General features: G+C 58.4%; 13 protein-coding genes, 1 tRNA gene and 1 pseudogene. 9 read left to right on the top strand and 6 right to left on the bottom strand.

The annotated features are described in order from the left end of the window. Window positions 1–440 precede the first annotated feature (440 nt). Window positions 441–1,079, top strand: coding sequence for a septal ring lytic transglycosylase RlpA family protein (locus AWB69_RS03735; RefSeq protein WP_062082261.1), 639 nt, complete (start codon window positions 441–443; stop codon window positions 1,077–1,079). 82 nt (window positions 1,080–1,161) lie between these two features. Here the strand turns inward: AWB69_RS03735 and rsmI are convergent, their stop codons facing one another. Next, the gene (gene rsmI, locus AWB69_RS03730) at window positions 1,162–2,055 is read right to left on the bottom strand and encodes a 16S rRNA (cytidine(1402)-2'-O)-methyltransferase (protein ID WP_062082258.1); all 894 of its coding nucleotides are present in this window, start codon (window positions 2,053–2,055) and stop codon (window positions 1,162–1,164) included. Here rsmI and AWB69_RS03725 point away from each other — a divergent pair. From AWB69_RS03725 to AWB69_RS03705, 5 genes are all read left to right on the top strand, one after another. Further along, window positions 2,054–2,482, top strand: coding sequence for a YraN family protein (locus AWB69_RS03725; RefSeq protein ID WP_062082256.1), 429 nt, complete (start codon window positions 2,054–2,056; stop codon window positions 2,480–2,482). The two genes, rsmI and AWB69_RS03725, sit on opposite strands and share 2 nt — an antisense overlap. Window positions 2,483–2,759: 277 nt before the next feature. Then, window positions 2,760–3,347, top strand: coding sequence for an SIS domain-containing protein (locus AWB69_RS03720; RefSeq protein ID WP_062082254.1), 588 nt, complete (start codon window positions 2,760–2,762; stop codon window positions 3,345–3,347). Between the two features lie 20 nt (window positions 3,348–3,367). Beyond that, on the top strand, window positions 3,368–4,177 hold the full coding sequence (locus AWB69_RS03715) for a BON domain-containing protein (protein WP_062082494.1): 810 nt from the start codon (window positions 3,368–3,370) through the stop codon (window positions 4,175–4,177). 14 nt (window positions 4,178–4,191) lie between these two features. Then, the gene (locus tag AWB69_RS03710; RefSeq protein WP_407923011.1) at window positions 4,192–4,527 is read left to right on the top strand and encodes a c-type cytochrome; all 336 of its coding nucleotides are present in this window, start codon (window positions 4,192–4,194) and stop codon (window positions 4,525–4,527) included. Between the two features lie 68 nt (window positions 4,528–4,595). Then, window positions 4,596–4,671: transfer RNA gene (locus tag AWB69_RS03705), tRNA-Ala, on the top strand. Window positions 4,672–4,849: 178 nt separating this feature from the next. Here AWB69_RS03705 and AWB69_RS03700 read toward each other — a convergent pair. After that, on the bottom strand, window positions 4,850–6,091 hold the full coding sequence (locus AWB69_RS03700) for a hypothetical protein (RefSeq protein ID WP_156528722.1): 1,242 nt from the start codon (window positions 6,089–6,091) through the stop codon (window positions 4,850–4,852). A gap of 3,315 nt (window positions 6,092–9,406) precedes the next feature. On the opposite strand from AWB69_RS03700, the pseudogene AWB69_RS50695 reads away from it, so the two are divergent. Next, a pseudogene (locus tag AWB69_RS50695) lies at window positions 9,407–10,033 on the top strand (DEAD/DEAH box helicase); the annotation flags it as partial. A 207-nt stretch (window positions 10,034–10,240) separates the two neighbouring features. On the opposite strand, the gene AWB69_RS49160 reads toward AWB69_RS50695, so the two are convergent. Then, window positions 10,241–10,846: a hypothetical protein gene (locus tag AWB69_RS49160; RefSeq protein ID WP_231936962.1), complete on the bottom strand. Its 606-nt coding sequence runs from the start codon at window positions 10,844–10,846 to the stop codon at window positions 10,241–10,243. On the opposite strand from AWB69_RS49160, the gene AWB69_RS50545 reads away from it, so the two are divergent. Both AWB69_RS50545 and AWB69_RS03680 read left to right on the top strand, forming a co-directional pair. Then, a complete protein-coding gene (locus AWB69_RS50545) occupies window positions 10,730–14,926 on the top strand; it encodes a helicase C-terminal domain-containing protein (protein ID WP_331712653.1) in 4,197 nt (1,398 codons plus the stop codon). The two genes, AWB69_RS49160 and AWB69_RS50545, sit on opposite strands and share 117 nt — an antisense overlap. After that, window positions 14,923–16,677 (top strand): hypothetical protein, encoded by a 1,755-nt coding sequence (locus tag AWB69_RS03680; RefSeq protein WP_062082243.1) that lies wholly within the window; start codon window positions 14,923–14,925, stop codon window positions 16,675–16,677. Before AWB69_RS50545 ends, AWB69_RS03680 begins: the two co-directional genes overlap by 4 nt. Window positions 16,678–16,811: 134 nt before the next feature. Here the strand turns inward: AWB69_RS03680 and AWB69_RS03675 are convergent, their stop codons facing one another. From AWB69_RS03675 to AWB69_RS03665, 3 genes are all read right to left on the bottom strand, one after another. Continuing rightward, window positions 16,812–17,840 carry an HNH endonuclease gene (locus AWB69_RS03675; protein ID WP_062082241.1) on the bottom strand — a complete coding sequence of 343 codons (1,029 nt, stop codon included), beginning with the start codon at window positions 17,838–17,840 and terminating at the stop codon, window positions 16,812–16,814. A gap of 109 nt (window positions 17,841–17,949) precedes the next feature. Beyond that, window positions 17,950–19,044, bottom strand: coding sequence for a DNA cytosine methyltransferase (locus AWB69_RS03670; protein WP_082913250.1), 1,095 nt, complete (start codon window positions 19,042–19,044; stop codon window positions 17,950–17,952). Beyond that, window positions 19,044–19,283 carry a ribbon-helix-helix domain-containing protein gene (locus AWB69_RS03665; protein ID WP_062082238.1) on the bottom strand — a complete coding sequence of 80 codons (240 nt, stop codon included), beginning with the start codon at window positions 19,281–19,283 and terminating at the stop codon, window positions 19,044–19,046. The genes AWB69_RS03670 and AWB69_RS03665 overlap by 1 nt, the downstream gene beginning before the upstream one ends. Between the last annotated feature and the right edge of the window lie 84 nt (window positions 19,284–19,367).

Raw genomic sequence — 19,367 nt, 5'->3', positions numbered from 1 at the left:
AAGAAACACGAGTAGCGCGTTTTTACAATTGTCATCAAGTACGCAATTCGGAGCAGAGATGCTTCGAAATCGCAATCAAGCATCGGTTTCGGCCGATGTACACGTCTTGTCCAGCCAGGTGCGATGCACCTGCAACGGCCTTAGCTGCCGTTACGCTGGATGGGGCCTACGCCGCCGTTCCTGCGCAGTTGAGCGCGCAAGAACGTGTGATCCACGTTCGATGGCGGCATGTGGGGTCTGGTCAGGCTGCCGGGGACAGGTTGCGCCAGACGTGAAAACTAACCGGGCATTTGCGGCGAGGTACGCCGCACCCGAGCACTGGCTCGCCGTTCGAACTTTCGAGCGGAGTGTATCTTTGCGCGGAAAAAGCCTTGAGCTGCCTACGCACGTCCGCGTTTTGTCGGACGGTTGAGGCGGCTCGAACCGTTGATTACACGTCTATGAATGTACGACTAACCCGACATCTCGGGAGTCTTTTGGTCTTTGCAATCCTTACGGGTTGCGCCATGCCGCCAAGCGGCGGCGATCAGGCCAGTGCGCTGAGAACCGGCGCGCAGTCGGGCACCGCAAGCAACGCTGCGAATTCGGGCCGAGGTTCGGCAGGTCTGGCTGCACCGCTTGCCTACGACTCCCGGCTGAATGCATTGCCTCCGTCGGCCAGCAATTCGTCCGATAAATCTTCGCTCGCCAACGCGGAGCCCATCACCGCCGGGCCTGACGTCAGCGACTTCGAGCAGCAGGGCCGCGCTTCCTGGTATGGACGCGGTTTCCACGGTCGCAAGACGGCCAGCGGCGAACGTTACGACATGCACGCGCTCACCGCGGCGCATCGCACGTTGCCGCTTGCTTCGTGGGTACGTGTGACCAATGAGGCGAATCACAAAACGGTGGTCGTCAAGATCAACGACCGCGGCCCGTACGCGCGTGGCCGCGTGATCGACCTTTCCTATGCGGCAGCTGCTGTGCTGGGCATGCGTGGCGCGGGTGTCGGAAAGGTGAAGATCGAGGGCTTGACGCCAGAAGAAGGGCGGGCGGCGGCACGAGATCAATCGCTGGCGTCAATCAACCCAGTCGACTGAGCATCGTCTGTTGATTGTTGAGTCTTAGTAAAAGCGGGCCGTTTCGACGGCCCGCTTTTTTATTGCGCCGCGTTTGCGCGTCTTATTCGTGCTCTTGTTCGCCACGCGCCTTATCCATCGCCAGCGCCCTTGTGTAAAGCGCGTTGCGCGATGCACCCGTCAATGTTGCCGCCAGTCTCGCAGCGCTGCTCACCGACAACTCCTCCAGCAAGGTCGCGAGCAACGCATCATGAGCGTCGTCCGCCGCCTCCTTTTGCGGCGCGCCTTCAACCACTAAAACGAATTCGCCGCGTTGCCGGTTTGCATCGCCGGATAGCCACGTTGGCCCTTCGGCCAGGGTGCAGCGATGGATGCTCTCATGTAACTTGGTCAGCTCACGGGCAATCAGCAATTGCCGCTCGCCACCGAATGCGCGCTCAAGCGCCTGCACCGTTTCCACAATCCGATGCGGTGCTTCGTAGAACACGAGCGCCGGCGCGTGCGTGAGCAGCGACTGCAATTGCGTGTCACGCTGTTTCGGTTTGGTGGCAAGAAAGCCGATGAACGAAAACGTGTGAACCCATGCGCCGGCTACGCTGAGCGCGGTGGTGAACGCGCTCGCGCCCGGTAACGGAATGACGGGAAAGCCCGCTTCGCGCACGGCATCGACCAGCTTTGCGCCGGGGTCCGAGATGCCTGGCGTGCCCGCGTCGGAGACACATGCAATGCGTTCTCCATTGCGCAGATGCGCAATCACGTTCTCAGCGGCGCTGCGCTCGTTGTGTTCGTGCACGGCTATGGTCGGCTTCGAAATGCCATAGCGCGACAGCAGTTGCGACGTGTTGCGCGTGTCTTCGGCCGCCACCCGGTCGACGAGTCCGAGCACGTGCAGCGCGCGCACCGTGATGTCCGCGACATTGCCAATGGGTGTCGCGACTATATAGAGGGCGCCAGCCGGAAACTGCTGGCCAAGGGCCAATTCGGAGAGAGGAGTCATGAGGGCGGGTGGCAGGCGGAGAACGCCATTGTGCCATGCGAAGAGGGACAACTTTTTGGGGAACGGAGTGTCGAAAACGATCGGAAGCGCGTTCGAGCAACGCGCGCTTGAATACCTGCAGCGGCAACGCCTGCGTTTTGTCGCGCGCAATTTCTCCTGTCGCGGTGGCGAAATCGATCTCGTGATGCGTGAGATCGGCAGTCAGCGTGCGCTTGTATTCGTGGAGGTACGCGCGCGCCGCAGCCGCCAGTTCGCGGCGGCGGCAGCGAGTGTCGGCGCGCATAAGCAGCGGCGGCTGGTGCTCGCGGCGCAGCACTATCTGATGACGTGGCGCGGGGCGTTGCCCGTGTGCCGCTTCGACGTGATCGCGTTCGACGCAGGCCGTATCGTGTGGTTACGCGATGCTTTTCGCTCCGATACGTCGTGAAAATGGCTGCATCTTAAGTGACGCGGTCAGTGAGTGCGGTAAACTGCGCGGAGCCTGCGCGCCGGGTTGATCGCGGCCATATGTTCAACCGCTGTGCGAGAGCTCGCTGCGGTGAGGCGCGTACCTTGAGGCGCAGAAGCTCAAGTATTCAAGTGGTGCAGCATCGGTTTGGCAGCAAGCGGTCGAAGCCAGTCATTGAAGCAAGCCATTGAAGCAGATCATCGAAGCAGTCCGTCAATGAACCACCGCGCATGGCGCGGCCGATAACCGAGAGTCGATGTCCGTCGAACGTATCCAGCAACATTTCCGCGAAAACGCGGCAGTCCATCGCGAAGCACTCGACACGCTTGCTTTCCCTGTCGCCGCAGCCATTGACGTGCTGTTCGGCGCGCTCGCCAACGGCTCGCGAATCCTCACGTGCGGAAACGGCGGATCCGCGGCCAACTCTCAGCGGCTTGCGTCTGCGCTGGTCGGGCATTTCGAGCGCGAGCGGCCTGGCTTGCCGGCCACAGCTCTGGACGCGAATGTCCTGACGCTCACGGGGATCGGCAATAACTCGGCGTTCGAAGAGATCTATGCGAAGCAGATCCGTGCGCTCGGGCAAGCCGGCGACGTGCTGGTCGTCCTCTCCACCTCGGGCAACTCGGTCAACTTGCTGGCGGCAATCCAGGCCGCGCACGAGCGCGAGATGTTCGTGATCGCGTTGACGGGCGCGGGGGGCGGCGTGATCAGCGAAGTGCTTGCCGATACCGACATCCATATCTGCGTGCCGTCCGAACGGCCGGCGCGAATCCAGGAAGTCCATCTGCTAACCATTCACTGCCTGTGCGATGGCATCGATGCGATGCTGCTGGGAGACGAATGATTCTTAAGGGGAACGAGTTGATGAAAAAGACCCGCGTCAGGTCGACGCTAGCCAGAGCCACGTTGCTGGTGAGCCTGTTGTCAGGCGTCGCGCTGACCCTGCAAGGTTGCCCGCTTGTGGTGATCGGTGCAATGGGCGGCGCAGTGGGCGGCGGCACGCTTGTCGCCACCGACCGGCGGACGCTCGGCGCGCAAACCGAGGATCGCGAGATCCAGGTGAAAGCCAAGTCGCGCATTGGTGAAAGCCTGCCCGACCAGGCCCACGTCAGCGTGACCGTGTTCAACCGGCGCGTTCTGCTGACCGGCGAAGTACCGGCTGATCAATGGAAACAGAAGGCCGAAGAGGTGGTGCGCGGCATCAACAATGTGAACAGCATTGTGAATGAGCTCGCTATCCAGGGCGCGAGTTCGTTGTCATCGCGGACTAACGATGCTTATCTCGAGAGCCGCGTGAAGGGTGCGCTGGTCGGTGAGAAGGATCTGCGGGCGAACTACTACAAGGTGGTATGCGAGCGCGGCACGGTGTATCTGATGGGCCTGGTCACGCGTGAAGAAGGCAATGCCGGCGCGAATGTGGCGGCACAGGTGCCGGGTGTTGCGCAGGTGGTCAAGGTGTTCCAGTACATCAAGCCGGAGGAAGCCCAGGCGTTGTCGGCCGCGGCAGCATCGGGCGCGAGTGCGGCTGCTGCACCCGCACCTGCGAACAGCGATGCGACGGTCGGCGCGGTGCCTGATTCATCCGTGAGTTCGACGCCGCTGGATGTGCAGGCGCCCGCGCCGGTCAAGAACTCCGACGTACATCCGGGCAGTCCTGCGCCCGCCGGGAAATGAAGCGGTGGTCTTCCATGGCCGTGTTCGCGATGGCGATCACGGCCAGCTGGGGCGTGCTGGCAGCTGACGCGCCCGTTGTTTCTTCTCCCGCCGATGCCGTCAATATTGCGCGCAAGAATGCCTGCATGGGATGTCACGCGGTGGATCGCAAGCTGGTCGGGCCGTCGTTCCAGCAGATAGCCGGGAAGTACAAGGGCGACGCGCAGGCGCAAGCGCGGCTCGAAACCAAGGTGAGGGATGGGGGCAGCGGAGTATGGGGTGTATTGCCCATGCCGTCGCATCGATCCATGAGCGGGGCCGATATCAAGACGGTTGTTGGCTGGATTCTCGCGGGCTCGCCGTCGAAATAAGATGCGCTGCAGGCAGCGTTTGGGCCTTGTCAGACGGTCTTAAGGCTGTGCTAGAATCAGAAAACGTTGGGGGGGTAGCTCAGCTGGGAGAGCGTCGCGTTCGCAATGCGAAGGTCGGGAGTTCGATCCTCCTCCTCTCCACCAGGAATATCAAAGGGTTACAGGTGATTTGCCTGTAACCCTTTTTCATTTTTCGATGTCATGTAACCACCCTGTAACCGATTTTTGTCAACGTAGCGCAACTTCAAACCACTTGGATAGAGGGGCACCGCCGCGTGAATTTCGGGTTGATCCCATGCGTTACGAGTGCCGCACAGGTCGATCAATCGGATGTTCCAACGCGGCAGTCACTTCGATCGAGGTCGTCGGCAACCGCTTCCGCCCACGTGCGCCACTGGGAGTAGCTGTCCATCGTTCGGCCACCTTTGCCCAGCCGGATGTCCAGCACGGCAAGATACCCTCGGATCAGTTCGGCGCGGTGCCAATTCTCGACTTCTGAAATGAATGCCTGACGCCGCAGCTTCTCGTTCTCGGCTCTCTTTTGAGCCTCCTGTTGCCGTCGCTCATCTTCGAGTCGTCTAATTTCGGCCTCTTTCCTGTCTTGCTCCCATCTCGCACGTTCGGCGAGTCTCGCCAGTGACCCTTTGTACCGATGATCGATGGCCTCGAAAATTCGATCGATTTGGTTCTCCAGTAATTCGTCCGGACGGTCAGCGAGTTCCGTGTGTCCCGTTCCCTGTTGCTCCACAAACAGCGCAAGCTTTCCCGTGGGGCTCAGCGTCCGAACAGGTTGCCGAGAATTGTCCCAGCTATTCACGCGGTATCGAGTTCCTGCAACCAATTTCTCAGAGACCCGAAGCTCGACATAAGCCTCTTCGCGAGACAACCTGAGGCGCTCTTCACCCTGCAGCATGCCTACCGAGTAGCCTCTTTGTTCAGCCTGATGGCAGATCGTATTGAGTAAGATAAGTCCTCGTGTATAGCTGCCCAAGGACAGGCGGGCAACAAGCCTGCGATGCGTTATCGTAAGAAGCAGTTGTCCGGCGTCGCAAAAATATTCCCAGCTCCCATAGGCGACGTCCGGGCGAGACGGGTATCGCTTTCCCGGATGAGCTTGTTCCCATTCATGTTGCGTCTTCAGTTGAGTCGCTTTAGCAGCGTCTTTCTCCATCTGTTGGCACAGGCCCTTGAGAATTGCGTGCCAACGTTCAGACTTTCGTTGAACCGCCATGAAGGTAGGATCTGCGGCACGTTCCTCCAATGCGCGTCGGGGTTTCATGTCGCGTCCTTTTTTACGGAACGGTTGAGTGCCAATTGCAGGCGCTGCGGTTATCGTCAGGCGCTCGGACAGTGGCGGCAGCGCAGGGCGCTGAACGAGGTGTCCCAACTCCACCCGCGTCCAATGCCCCGGCCCAGGAACCGGTATTTGAAGGGCGTTGCATATACGTCGAATCGCAGTTCCAGAGAGACCATGCTTTTTCCCGATATGTACCATCGGGGTGGTCCACACTTCTTCGTAAAGCTGCGCTCGATCAAATGAATCCAGATCACGACTGTCCGGCATTTCACTTTCCCCGTGGGTGTTACACCTATCGCCCGTCAGTGTTCACGCAAAGGTGCCGCACACGACGGGGGTGGCCTCGGCGGGAAGTATCCGCGAGGCGCTAAAGTGTTCGAAGCTTTGAAATTAATGCGGTGGCTACTTCTCGACACATTACTGAAGTCATGGCATTCTGCAAGCTGCCGTTTTGATCAAAATTACAGATATTAATATCGAATAGGACAGGCAAGCGCACTCTGGTGCGTCCGGGGGATTGAAGTGCAAATCTATGCTTTTGAGCGCCGAATGATGGCGCTTCGCACGCAGCGCTCATCGTTCAGGTTTCTTTCTCGCCAAGTTTCGAGTGGACAGGCGGCATGGCCGGACGTCGTTTGATGCCAAGCGTACTCACCCGCATCATTCACCGGCTGCTTAGCTGGATCGCGCGGCGCTTCTCCGCAAGGCCTACGAATGAAGTCGCGCCAGAATGCCAGTCGACTGCCGTCGCTCAAACACCGCTCTCTTCGGCTTCGGCGCCAGTTGCGACAGAAACACACAGCAACATAGAGTTAGCCGGAACTCAGTCGCTCGGTGCGATCCAATTGGATTCGCGTCACAAGCCCGTGACTGTCGCGAGCGTTGCCGTGGAATCAACCGCCCTAGTTAAAGACGAACAAAGTGGTTCTTATTTGGTCATTGAAACCCCGTCCCACCTCGGGCTAGTGTCCCCTAACTCGACTTCCATCGCTGAAGAAGTGCAATTGCTTGGCCAGCAGATAGTCGCTGAGATTTCGCTCGACGCTCCGGCTCATCTTGCCCCTTACACCGAAACGCCGCCGCCCGAGGCCGCCAGGAGCGACCCTCCGATCACTCCCGTTGAAGGTTATGGGCTTCCGGCAGAGTCGCTCGAATCACCAGCGCGGGAACAGGGTAGCGCGGCCTTGTATGCTACTTCGGATCAAGGGGATTTGGAGGACACACCAACGTCGGATGAGCCGGAGGACAGCCTGCTGCCTTTTGTGACGAGACCCGCAACAACTCCGGCCGCTACTGATTCTCGAGTTGGCGACAGTACGGTTGGGGAAAGTGCAAAGGGCAATGGATCCCAGGATATTGGCGCGGACCTCCGTATTTCCGCAACCACCATGGACGTGAGCGAACCGAGGCAACTGCCAGCGTATCGTCCGCGCCTTAGGACCCGGCCGAGAACCACTACTACCCGCTCCAAATCCATGCCGAGGAAGAATCGAGGTACTGGAGGGCTCGATGCGGACTTGATTCTCACCTTCCAACCTGGAGGATGGGGCATAGCCGCCTCTATTCTCCTGCGGCGCCCAGAAGGCATGCCCGAGCAGGTTGCAATCCGTGTTGGCTCGGAAACTATCAGCCTTGTCGCGATTGACGACGAATTCTTTGAACCGCTACCTCTCTCCAATATAAGCGCAGCTTTACAGGATGGAATTGTCGTAAAAACCGCAGACGCGGTAGATCGCCGGTGGATCAGGACGCCACGAACTCTACATGTATTCTCAGAACGCCCCGGTATCCCAGGTTTCGTGAGCGTACCGAGAGCAGTGATCGGGCAAGAGAATGTCATCCTGTGTATTAACGGAATCAGTGCTTCCGCGCTGGACCTGTGCAAAGGTACAGGCGCGAATGACCTTGTCGAGGTAACCGGACCTGGCGTTGCTGACGGCTGGCGGTGCTTCCGCGGTTACCGGCCCAAGCGGCAAGCAAAACTGGAATGTACAGAAGAGATCTTGCTGGCACTTAACCCGCTTCCTCATGCGGTAATCGAGCTTGCGGGTGGAATTTCGGTTAGCCGAAGCGTCTGGATTTCGGATCGACCTCCGACAATCCGAATCGTAGGGATTGATGCAGCGCAGGGGGAAGTTACGATCGACGGCCAGCCTGCAACCATTGACGACGGTGTCTGGACTACCCGCGGATGGGATCGATGCGGCCAGCATACGGTCCACTACGCCGGACTGTCACGGTCATACGAGATCGTTGAGACTGCGGAAACGTGGCCTACCTGGCATGCGCATTCAAGGGACCAGTTTTACGCCTGCGGGGCTACGGTCTCGGGCCGCCCCGATGTCGGCGCCTTGGTTCTTCTTTCACCTTCAGGTTGCTGGCTCCTTGGCGCAGAACCCGGACAAGTCTCGTGGGCCACTCCTTCGGCCTATGGATCCGCTATAGCCTCACCGGCATTCCGGCCGGTCTGGGCAATATTCCCTCGGCATGCGGGAACGCGGTGCCCTCCGCGGCTGTTTACGAAGGGTGCGTCACCACGGAAGCCCACCTTTAACTCCACGCCCGCTGCGCAACGGCAGTGGTGCCAGCTTTTGCTCGACGCCCGTGCACACCTTGACAATTCCCAGGACGATGCCCTGTGGCAACTATATCGGCAAGCGGCGCGCATGCAGAAGAGAGGAGGCCACCGATGAACGAACTTCTACTTTGGATGTCTGCCAGGCGTGCCGGCTCCGCCCAAGCATTCAGTTCGAAAGTGACAGAGCTAGGCACCGCACGTTCAGGAGGCTCTCTTCGACGAAGGGTGGAGTGGAATCTTGCAAAACTTGGACATGCCGAGTTCGCTCCTGCCATTGGACCAGAGGCTTGGCGCGTGGCTCCGCCTGTTCTCGCCGCCGGGGATTATTTCGCCGCTAGTTTCCGCGCCGTCCTCTGCGGTGCACGCACCCCACGCCTGATGGCCCGGCTCAGCAGTGCGGCAGGACCTGAGCGGGTACTTACCAGATCCCAAGAAGGGGGACCCGACATCGTCGAGGTGTCAGCAGCGACGGCTATCGAGCTGGAAGCTATTGCTACTGCGGCAGGCGTAGCAGTGCAGTGGAATGCTCCCCTTGCGCTGCTGTCCTGCGCTATTGCCCCCAGGAGCGCCAAACTTTTGCCGAGCACAATTCCGGTTGGAGGCTGGGCCGTCTTGCGGTTCTCGAAGTCACGACAGGAATGGATCCCTAGCACTCCGCAGACAGCGTCGGAAGCTCGATCTGGCCTCTTTCGATTCAGCTCGGATTACGAGACCGCCTATGTGGTTATTAAAGACGGTCAGCCATTGGCCTGCGATCCGGCCGTCGGGAAATACCGGATCCTCAGGCCGAGGAACCGCGTAATTCACTATTCGGCGGAGAACAAGATCTTTTCGATAAAAGCTACATGTCGCCCGCCAATGCTGATTGAGCGTGCGCTCGTTGTTTGTTCGGGAGAACTTCCAGAATCAAGAAGCGGTTGTATTGACTACCACCGCGTAGAGCATTCAGTAGCGCGGGCCGTAGCAGTGACGCTGGGTCAACGCATCACCTAACAGGTTGGCAAATGACAAACCCGATCGCAATTTTCGACAAGCTCAGGGAAACCTACCTGCGGTATCTTGATAGTCCATTTGACCTCCGCTACCAGCCTCTCGTTGACGAACGGCGGGCGATACTCGATCGGGACGGCCGACTTTATCGCGAGCCGCTCATTGAGCCGATTCCGCCCTATGTGAGCAGCGGACGGCTTTTCCCTGCTGCTGCTGCCGAGATCTTGAACGGAGCCTGGGCACCTTCCACAATTGCCGATCTCGCCACCTTTGTCGGGCACGGACTCTTTCCCGTACATCGCGAGCTACACCAACACCAGTTCGACGCGTTACGAGCATCAGCTCGAGACGGAAACGATGTAGTGGTTACGAGCGGCACCGGCTCAGGGAAAACCGAATGCTTCCTGCTTCCCCTCGCGGCAGCCCTCGTGGAAGAGTCTACGCGGTGGGGGACCTGCCCCCCACCGCAGCCGACTCGTGATTGGTGGAATCATTCAGCCTCGTCGGGGGTAAGCCGCAATCATCCCCGCGTGCCGCAACGCGGGCACGAAAATGCGGTGGGCCGGCCAGCCGCCATGCGGGCATTGGTTATGTATCCACTCAACGCGCTGGCGGAAGACCAGCTCGTACGCCTACGCGATGGCTTCGATAGCCCCGGCGCGCGCACCTGGCTGGACAGCAACCGCGGAGGCCACAGGTTCTATTTCGGTCGGTACACGGGCCGAACACCTGTGGCGGGTGACCGAAGCGCTGCGAAAGAACGCGAACTGAGGCAAGAGCTTCTATCCATGCAGACCGATGCTCAGGCTGTGGCCGCGACGCCTGACGCGGCCCGCTTCTTTCAGGAGCTAAATGGCGCTGAAATGTGGTCGCGGTGGGACATGCAGGACCAGCCGCCCGATATCCTCATCACAAACTACAGCATGCTTAATATCATGCTGATGAGGACAGTCGAGGCGCCGATATTCGATGCTACCCGACGTTGGCTCGCCGCGGACAGCCGGAACGTCTTTCATCTCGTCGTCGATGAACTGCACACGTACCGCGGCACGCCTGGGACGGAAGTCGCATACCTGCTTCGGGTGCTTCTGGACCGCCTTGGCCTCCATCCCGATCACGACCAATTGCGGATCATCGCATCCTCGGCTTCGCTCTCTGACGACGCTACCGGACTTGACTATCTGGAGGGCTTCTTCGGCCGAAGCCGTTCGCGATTCCGTATCATTGGAGGGCTTCAGCGGCCTATCAATATATCCCGCGCAGCTTTGGTTGCCGCGCACGCTCCAGCATTCGCTTCGATCGGCGCAGCTCTCAGCAATCGCGGTCTTTGCACTGAGATGGTTGAAGCTTTCGAAAGCGCTGTCGGTGCGCCGATGCCGGCAGCAGAAACGGTCAACGAGGCACGGTTGGCCGCAGCATTGACGCAGGTGGGTGCTGTCGATGCGGTGCGGCACGCCTGCTCAAGCAGCACGCCGCAGCGGATTCTTCCCCGTCAACCTGCGCAAATCGGAGAGACCCTCTTCCCCGACCTGTCCCACGATGATGCGACTGCAGCGGCAGTGGGCCTTATCGCTGCGATGGGCGCCGCGCGATCGCCATCGGGAGATCCGATGCTTCCGGTCCGCGCCCACATTATGTTCCGCAACGTCCAGGGCCTATGGGCATGCTCGAATCCCTCGTGCGCAACAGCGACCAACAGGACAAGCGCATGTCCCGTCGGGACGCTCCACCATTTGCCATTGCCTGCGTGCGGATGTGGCTCGCGCGTGCTAGAGCTTCTTTACTGCGAACCTTGCGGCGAAACATTTCTGGGTGGATATCGCGGAGACACGGGGAATCCGAATCAATGGAGCCTCAGTCCGGACTTCCCCGATCTGGAACAGGTGCCAGATCGGGCAGCAGCCGAGAGAGACTATAGCAATTACGCAGTCTTCTGGCCGGCAGCTGGTCGCACTCCAGCCTCGCCAACATGGACCGAGGGCAGCATCCCGCGCGAATGGCGCGCTGCTCAGCTCAACCGTGCATCAGGCGTGGTCACAACCGGAATAGCCGGAGATGGATACATCTACTATGTTCCGTCAATGCATGCCCGGCCGAGGCCGGGCACTCGACGACGGCCATCGCCCGGGGCTTTTCCGTCTCGTTGCCCCCGCTGCGACGCCGATTGGAGCGGACGGAGCGTCGGATCGCCAGTTCGTGGCCAACGAACCGGCTTTCAGAAAGTCGCTCAAGTTCTCGCCGATACCCTGTTGCGCGAAATCTCGCCAGCCGGACACGAGGCAAACCGCAAGCTAGTCGTATTTTCAGACAGTCGGCAGGACGCGGCTAAACTCTCCGCCGGGATGCGCCAAGCCCACCATCTCGACGCGGTTCGCCAAGCGGTGGTCGAGGCACTCGCAATTGCGGGGAGAGGCGCATACGCATTTCTCCGACACGCACAGGGGCAAACGCTCACGCCAGAAGATCAGGAGACGGCTAACACTTTTGCTCAATCGTTCCCTCACGATGCGCTAGTTCTAAGCCAAAGCTTAGGCGCTGCGGCAAACGCGCAGTGTCCCTCACGACCGGGCATGACTAACGCCCAAGCGGCTGCCGCTATCATCGCGGCTGCCGCTGGTCCGCATTTGCTCAGCGACGTATTCCGTGACGCCGAACGCACCCTGCTTATTGCCGGCGTCAACCCTGGCGGCTATGGCAAAGACGCCCTCTGGACTGAGCCTGATAGCCTTCAAGGTAGTTGGCGCGACCTATACGACTGGTCAGGTGCAGTACCGATCGAACATCACACAGGCCTGACGCCGCGGCAGCAAACGCATTTGAGCCGCCTGCGCCAGCTAGCCCTTGCTGCAGTTGTCAACGTGCTGTTTGCATCAGGGCGACGCGGACTGGAGTCCCTACAGATCGCGCACGCAGCGGTAGGCGGTAGCGCTCCCGGAGCGTCCGATCCAGTTCTATGCGAAGCAGCGGATAGCGCGCTGCGACTCCTAGGGGAGCGAAGGCGGGTTCGAGATTGGCCATATACGGCCACTGGAAGCCCCACCATGCCTGGGTTTCTGCATCGGTACCTAGAAGCTGTTGCACAGCGGCATGGCCGTAACCCTGCTGCTTTTGAGGCAGACGTTCGGGCGAGAATCGAGAGCGGTGGCTTGGTGAACAGCTTCCTGGTTCACCCGATGCAACTCCGGGTCAAGCGCGCTGGAGCCGTCTCCTACGAGTGCACGCAGTGCCGCCGTGTTCACCTTCACCCAAGCGGGGGAGTTTGCACAGATTGCCTTGGTACACTGGGTGCAGCTCAGCCAGTTGGCACAGGCGCGACGGCAGACGACTACTATTCGTTCCTCGCCCAAGGTGCTGGTCCTCTGTTTCGTTTGAATTGTGAGGAGTTGACGGGACAGACAAGCAAGACCGAGGGTCGTCGGCGTCAACGTCTATTCCAAAGCATTTGCCTTCCGCCGCCTGTGGAACAGCCGGTGACCGATACCATCGATCTACTAAGCGTTACGACGACCATGGAGGCCGGCGTTGACATTGGCTCTCTGCTAGCGGTCATGATGGCGAATATGCCGCCGCTACGATTTAACTACCAACAACGAGTCGGCCGGGCAGGTCGGCGGGGAGCGGCCGTCTCAGTCGCACTAACTCTCTGCCGGGGTCGAAGCCACGACGATTACTATTTCCAGCGGCCGGACGGAATTACTGCCGATCCGCCGCCCGCTCCCTACGTGGATATGGGCGCGTTGCCAATACTCCAGCGCGTACTGGCAAAGGAAGTATTGCGGGAGGCATTTGATTCGCTTGGCCTCTTTGGCGCGGCTTCGCCAGACAGCGTCCACGGTGAATTCGGCGAGACTGTTTCATGGAATCAAGCTGCGCCACAACCGCCGACAGGATTCCCCGTGGGAATGACGGTGCGAGATCTCGTGGCCGACTGGATCGCAGCCAATCAGCTTCGCGTCGCGGAGATCTGCGATCTGCTCTTGCAATCGACAGAACCTGCTCTTCAGGCGCAGCGTGCAGCTATCCTAGTTTACGCAGCCAGCCGCCTGATCTCAAGCATAGATGCGGCCGTGATTTCCCCCCACCTTACACAGGAACAACTGAGCGAGCGCCTAGCCAATGCCGGGGTGTTGCCGATGTTCGGCTTTCCCACGCGGGTCCGTTATCTTTATCACAAGCGCCCTTCGACGGGACGATGGCCGCCCGAAGACGTGATAGACCGTGCCCTTGACCTAGCGATCAGCCAGTTCGCCCCCGGCTCTGAAACCGTAAAGGAAGGGCTAATTCAAACGGCCGTCGGAGTTGTCAACTATCAGCGTCAAGGGAACATGGCCGTCGAGACCCCCAATCCCCTCGGTCCTCCTATTGCTGTTGGTGCCTGCCGCCGATGCCAATCGATCGACGCAAACACTCCGCCCGCGGTTTCATGCCAGGTGTGCGGCGAAGTGGCCCCTGACTATCGGGTGATTGACCTCTCGCAACCCGCAGGCTTCCGTACCTTCTACGGAAGCGAGCGTGACTATGACGGCACATTCGATTGGACTCCGCGTGCGACTCGGCCCAAGCTCAGCACGGGGCCGGTTCAGACGGTGCAGCACGCCAATTTCAGCATTTTCAGTGGGCCAGAGAGAGTTTTCGTCATCAACGACAACAATGGCAACCTCTTCGAGTTCGCGAAGTTTTATCAAGGCGAAACGTGGATGACGAGTAGCGCGCTAGATAAAGTACCCGGCATCTCTCGCATCCCATCCCCGATTGCAGGTCCCGACGTTCGCGCGCTGGCCGCGATCAGTCCAACCGACGTACTGATCGCCGGTGTTCATGCATGGCCAGCAGGAATCCTTGCGGATCCTCTGCGGGTAGAAGGCCGTGCCGCGCTTTACTCCTTCGGCTTTATGCTGCGTCGAGCCGCTGCCGTTCGGCTGGACGTAAGCGACTCCGAACTGAAGGTTGGCTTGAGAACGACAGTCGATTCGGCGGGCACTGTCCTTGGCCAGATCTTTATGTCTGACACGCTCGAGAATGGCGCAGGCTACAGCACTCATCTAGGAACGCCGACAGAATTCCATTCGTTGTTGTTGGACCTGTGCAGCAACAACTTTCTCGGCCGCCTCGATTTGCGTCATCAGCCTGACGACCATGGCTTGGCTTGCCAGACATCCTGCCATGAATGCATGCGCGACTATAGCAACCTTGCATATCACAGCATCCTCGATTGGCGGCTCGCAATTGACCTCGCGCGCCTGGCGCTCAACCCTGCCGCTGCTATCGACTTTACGCCATCGTACTGGGCGGGCCTCCCGAGCCTAGCTATCCAGCGGCTTCATTCAGCAGTTCCCGGAAGCACCGTGGCTCAATTCGCTGCTTTACCCGCGGTGCTGATCGGTACTCGCGCAGTAATCGCTGCGCATCCGCTGTGGGATGTCCGTCCAGGGAGTTTGCATCCGGCACTTGCTGCTGCTCAAATTTCGGCATCGACCGCTGGGTTTACCAGCGAATTCAGGTCAACTTTTATGCTCATCAGGCGGCCACTGTGACGAATGATCGGGCCGTGCACACGCAGGCTTGCTCGCTGCTTGAAAGTGCCGTTAATGCGCAGCGTCAACAGCTTAAGGTGTACGAGCGGCCCTCGGAACCTCTGGCATTTGAGACGGTCCGTGCGATCGACTATGTCTTTTGCCGCGAACTGTTCCCAGAGTCGGAAGAGTGCGACGACTCTGATTCTCGCGAAACCACAATCATGTCATGGGGTGTAAATGGTGCTCTGTCCCGCATCTTGCCGGATCACTTGCACGGCGAACCATTCAAGCTATTTCCCTCGACTGCAGAAACGCAGGCAAAGGCAGATAGTTTTCTATTCAACTGCGGAGTCCTTGCACTCGCCGAACGTCAGGCCGAACTACTGAAGGACGGGCTGCTGTCCGCCTCTGTCGATCCTAGGCGAGTCAACCAAACGGGCATTTTGGCCCTCTCGACTTCCGACACGTCGCTTTACAGTGAAGAAGTGGGGCATGCGGGTGCACACTGGTCAAGTGCGCAAGCCACCATCGCCGATCGAACCGAGGAAGCAGCGTTGGAAGAGAGGCATCGTTCCCTCCTCCCTGTGCTGGAAAGACAGCTATCCGTTTCCCATGGTTGGTCAATGAGCTACGGAACGTCGCCTGAGATCGATCGCTATTTCCATGATTGGGCTGAGCTCTACCTGAGGCGGATGCCATACAGAGATATGGTCAGCGATGGCGACACAATCGGCGGGCGAAACTTCTCGGACTACGTGCAGATATTGAAAGCGCTATCTGCGATGGGACAAATGCGGCTCTGCTATACGGGACTTCTCAAGCACCGCCATCCGAAGCTTGATTTTCGAAACATGCTGACTGGGTTCTCGTTTTTCGATGATCTGCTAGTCTCCATAGCGACGTTTCTGGATGCAGACACGCTGGAAGTGCAGAGGCTGCTGAGTCACCTCATGCTGGAGCCCGCAAACAAGGCGCTTCATCTGGAGCGAAGCGATACAGCTTGGGCGCCGGTCATGCGAACAAGTGTTGGCGCATGCCTGCTTCCCGCCTATGGCCTCGACATCAACCCGTTCCTTTTTCTCCTAAACGACCTTCGTAAAAAATATGAGAAGGATTGGTTCCGGATCGCAAATGAACGGGAAGCCCGATGGATTGCGGAACTGGAATTGTTATTTCCGACGCCGCGCTGGCAGTCGACTCGTCGCGGCGTTAAGCTTAGGCGCGGCACCCAAGTTGTGACAGATGTCGATTTCGCCACATACGACAGCGCGACGGGCGAAATAGCTCTGTGTCAGATGAAGTGGCAGCAGCCCGTTGCAGCAGACCAAAAGATTCGGCGCAGCACAGGCCGCAACCTTCTCGACGAAAGCAATCGCTGGATTTCCGAAGTACGCAAATGGATTGAGGAATTTGGTGAGGGTGAGTTGGGGCGAAGGCTAGGATTCCAAATCTCGCATACGCTAAAGCTGCGCCTCTTTGTACTTGCTCGCTACGGCGCACACTTCAGCGGATACGGTGGAAGAGATGAGAGCGCAGTTTGGACCGACTGGGGCCATTTTCAGAAAGTACGCCTGCAAAACATCCACGCTTCAGTCGTGGAACTAGCAGAGCAGCTATCAGCCGAAATTGAAAGCGTCAGGTCCGAGATCCAACCAGAGCGCCTGGTTCTTCCTCTTCCCGGGCTAGCCGTTGTCGTCAATCCGACAGCGGTTCCCCGTCATGTGCGTCCCGTGTCCGAAGTGGACTCCAGAGACGGCGTGCACGAATAGTCCGTTGCCAATATTCGAACTTGCGAGTTGCTTAGTAGTATCGATGCACGCTGCTTTGTTCTGCGAAATGATTTGAGGAAGTCATGCCGCAGTATCCATCATACGCCCCGCCGTCGCACTTCTTGTCGATGCAACTACTTGTCCGTCATTGTTTTATAAAAAGCTGCCCACCTTCTGGCGATGGGTGCAGGAGATGGTTGCGTGTGTTTATCAAGAAATATTGATTTACCCTCAAGCGCGATATAGCCCGCAGCAAGAACCTTTGGATGAAACCTTAATACGAGCGTGTTCGGTTCGATCGCCATCAAGTTAAGATCGAACAATGTGTGAAGGTCGGCCCTCAACAGCAATCCATTTTCGGGGTGATTGTCATTGGCGTCGCGGTAAGGATCAATATGTGCGGCTTCAACGATATCTATCAGGTCACACCCCGTGGCCACGCACCGGCCGCCGTAACGCTTGAGCAAACTGTCCCGGAAGCTCTTCTGTCCGCGCCTGAGCTTAATCGATCTTAGCGCGCTTTCACGCGTATCGCACAATGATGGAACGAACGGGCTACCTGTATTTTCCAAACTTATTTTCGGCCCTCCGGTCGCATCCATTGGGCTTAGAGTGACTCCATCCAGGAATCGCATTATTAGCGCCCGTGTCTCTGGAAAGTTTACCGTCAATCCTTGCTCAAGTTTCGCGAGATCCAGCTCTTCCATCGATAGTTGGTCGCTGGGTCGCAAGGCAGCGGCTTTAATATCTGCGACCGGGATCGCCTCAGGAGTGGGAACAAAGCTTTCGCCATAGTGGGCTTCGAAGCCAATGAGGGAAATGGTTTCCGACATCGGCATCTTGAATTCATGCCCTGAACTGCACCTCCACGGGGGCGTCTTTGTTTTCCGCAATTTGATTGCGACTTGACCGCATTCCGGGCAACGCTGCCTAATCTTCTGGATTGTCGAAGAAGTGATGTTCTCTATTTGAGCCAGACCAACCAGATGGTCGGCATCTCGGATTAGGACCAAATCGCCGATTGCAAGCTGCTTATGATTTGGGACTGCCGCATCGTACCGATAGGTACTCGTCAGCTCATCGTCATATCCGGTGTTGCCGCCGTATTGTCGCTTTTCCGCCTTCAACGCAATTAAAGACCATGCCCGGGATGAACCAATCATTTTTGTTATCCGTAAGGGAAGGTGTTTGACGCTAGTGGCGCCACCAAGGTCAGTGTTTCCGCTGTCAATGCTTTTGCGCGCGTGTCGCACCTACGACGCGCGCTCTACCTTACTTCTTTTTCCCTGCTGCAATGGCATGCTTTACGGCGGCAGCTATGCTCCGTCCCAGTGGCGGTGGGACCGCGTTCGAGACCTGTTCAACCTGCTCGGACAGATTCCCCTCCAGCACGAAGCTGTGTGGAAAACCTTGAAGCAGCATTGCCTCGTAAATGCTTAGCCTACGTCTGCCGCTTGGATGGACATGGATTTCCCGATGTCCAAACGCAACCGTCGGACTGGGCTCTTCCCAAGAAAGGCGTTTAAAGCTTCGTCCGTCGGCATACTGTCCGTCTGGATTGCTAAACCGGGGAGACTTTGGTTGCATCGTCCAGTGGTTCGCATGCACAGGAATGTCTGCAGCGGTCAATTTCCGATCAAAGAACTTAGGTGCAGGCAGCTCGCCGATCGCTTCGAGCACGGTTTTTAATCCTGTTCGCTTCTTGGGGCGCACCTCACCATATCCCTGATTTTTGCGCATGGCAGACAGCACGATGCGTCGCCGGTTCTGTGGAACGCCGAAATCTAGAGCGCAAAGCTCTTTCTCCGTTACGGTGAAACCGAGGCTGTCCAAGCCGTCTACCAACGCTTTGTACGTGGCCGCGTGCTTCTTGTCCCGAATGCCGAGGACGTTCTCGAATACTACGAACTCGACCGTATAGGTTTGCTGCAGCTTTTCGACAATATCGAGGTACAACTTGGGAAGTCTATTTCGCGGATCGTCCGCTTGAGAGGTCGTGTTGGCGCGGGAAAAACCTTGGCACGGGGGGCCGCCAATGACTCCTATCCGACTTTTGGCAGGGACCTTTCCGGTGACAAGCTCATAGACGCCTGCCGGCTGCAGTTGAATGAGGTCGGCGGCCACACTGTGTGTGTCGGGGAAATTCTTTTTGTGCGTTCGCACAGCTGCTTCGGAGATATCGACTGCGAGAGGGACCTGAAAACCCTCTTGATGGAAGCCCCAATCCAGCCCGCCGGCACCGCAGAACAGGCTAACGACCTTTGGGAGATCATGTTGGACAACGGGTTTTTGTGACTTGAGAGGCACTTTGGCTGCAGGCCGGCTGTTTTGAGTATTCTTATGTCTAACGGTGAGAGCTGTTGCCATTAGTGGCGCCTCTTTTTGTTCTGGGTCGCACTGTTCATATCTTGATCCGTACTAATAGGTCCCGGCAAAAGCGGGTATCGCTCGCGAAGGTAAAGTCGGACCGCCTCCCGGACGACCCATGCTGCCGATACATGGCTTTCTTCGGCAATCTTTAACAGTTCGTCGTGCTGCTCGGCAGGCAAAGAAAACGTCGTGCGGACGGATTTTCCCACATTGGCTCCAAGCTGCTTGAAATGCATCACTTTACATCAAAGTGATGCAGCGTGTCGCGATCTGATCGCCCTGTCGCGTCCAACGTAAGCAATATGTCGGTGCAGTCGTGA

Source organism: Caballeronia udeis (assembly GCF_001544555.2).
Classification (GTDB): Bacteria; Pseudomonadota; Gammaproteobacteria; order Burkholderiales; family Burkholderiaceae; genus Caballeronia; species Caballeronia udeis.
This window is presented reverse-complemented; position numbering and strand designations above follow the sequence as displayed.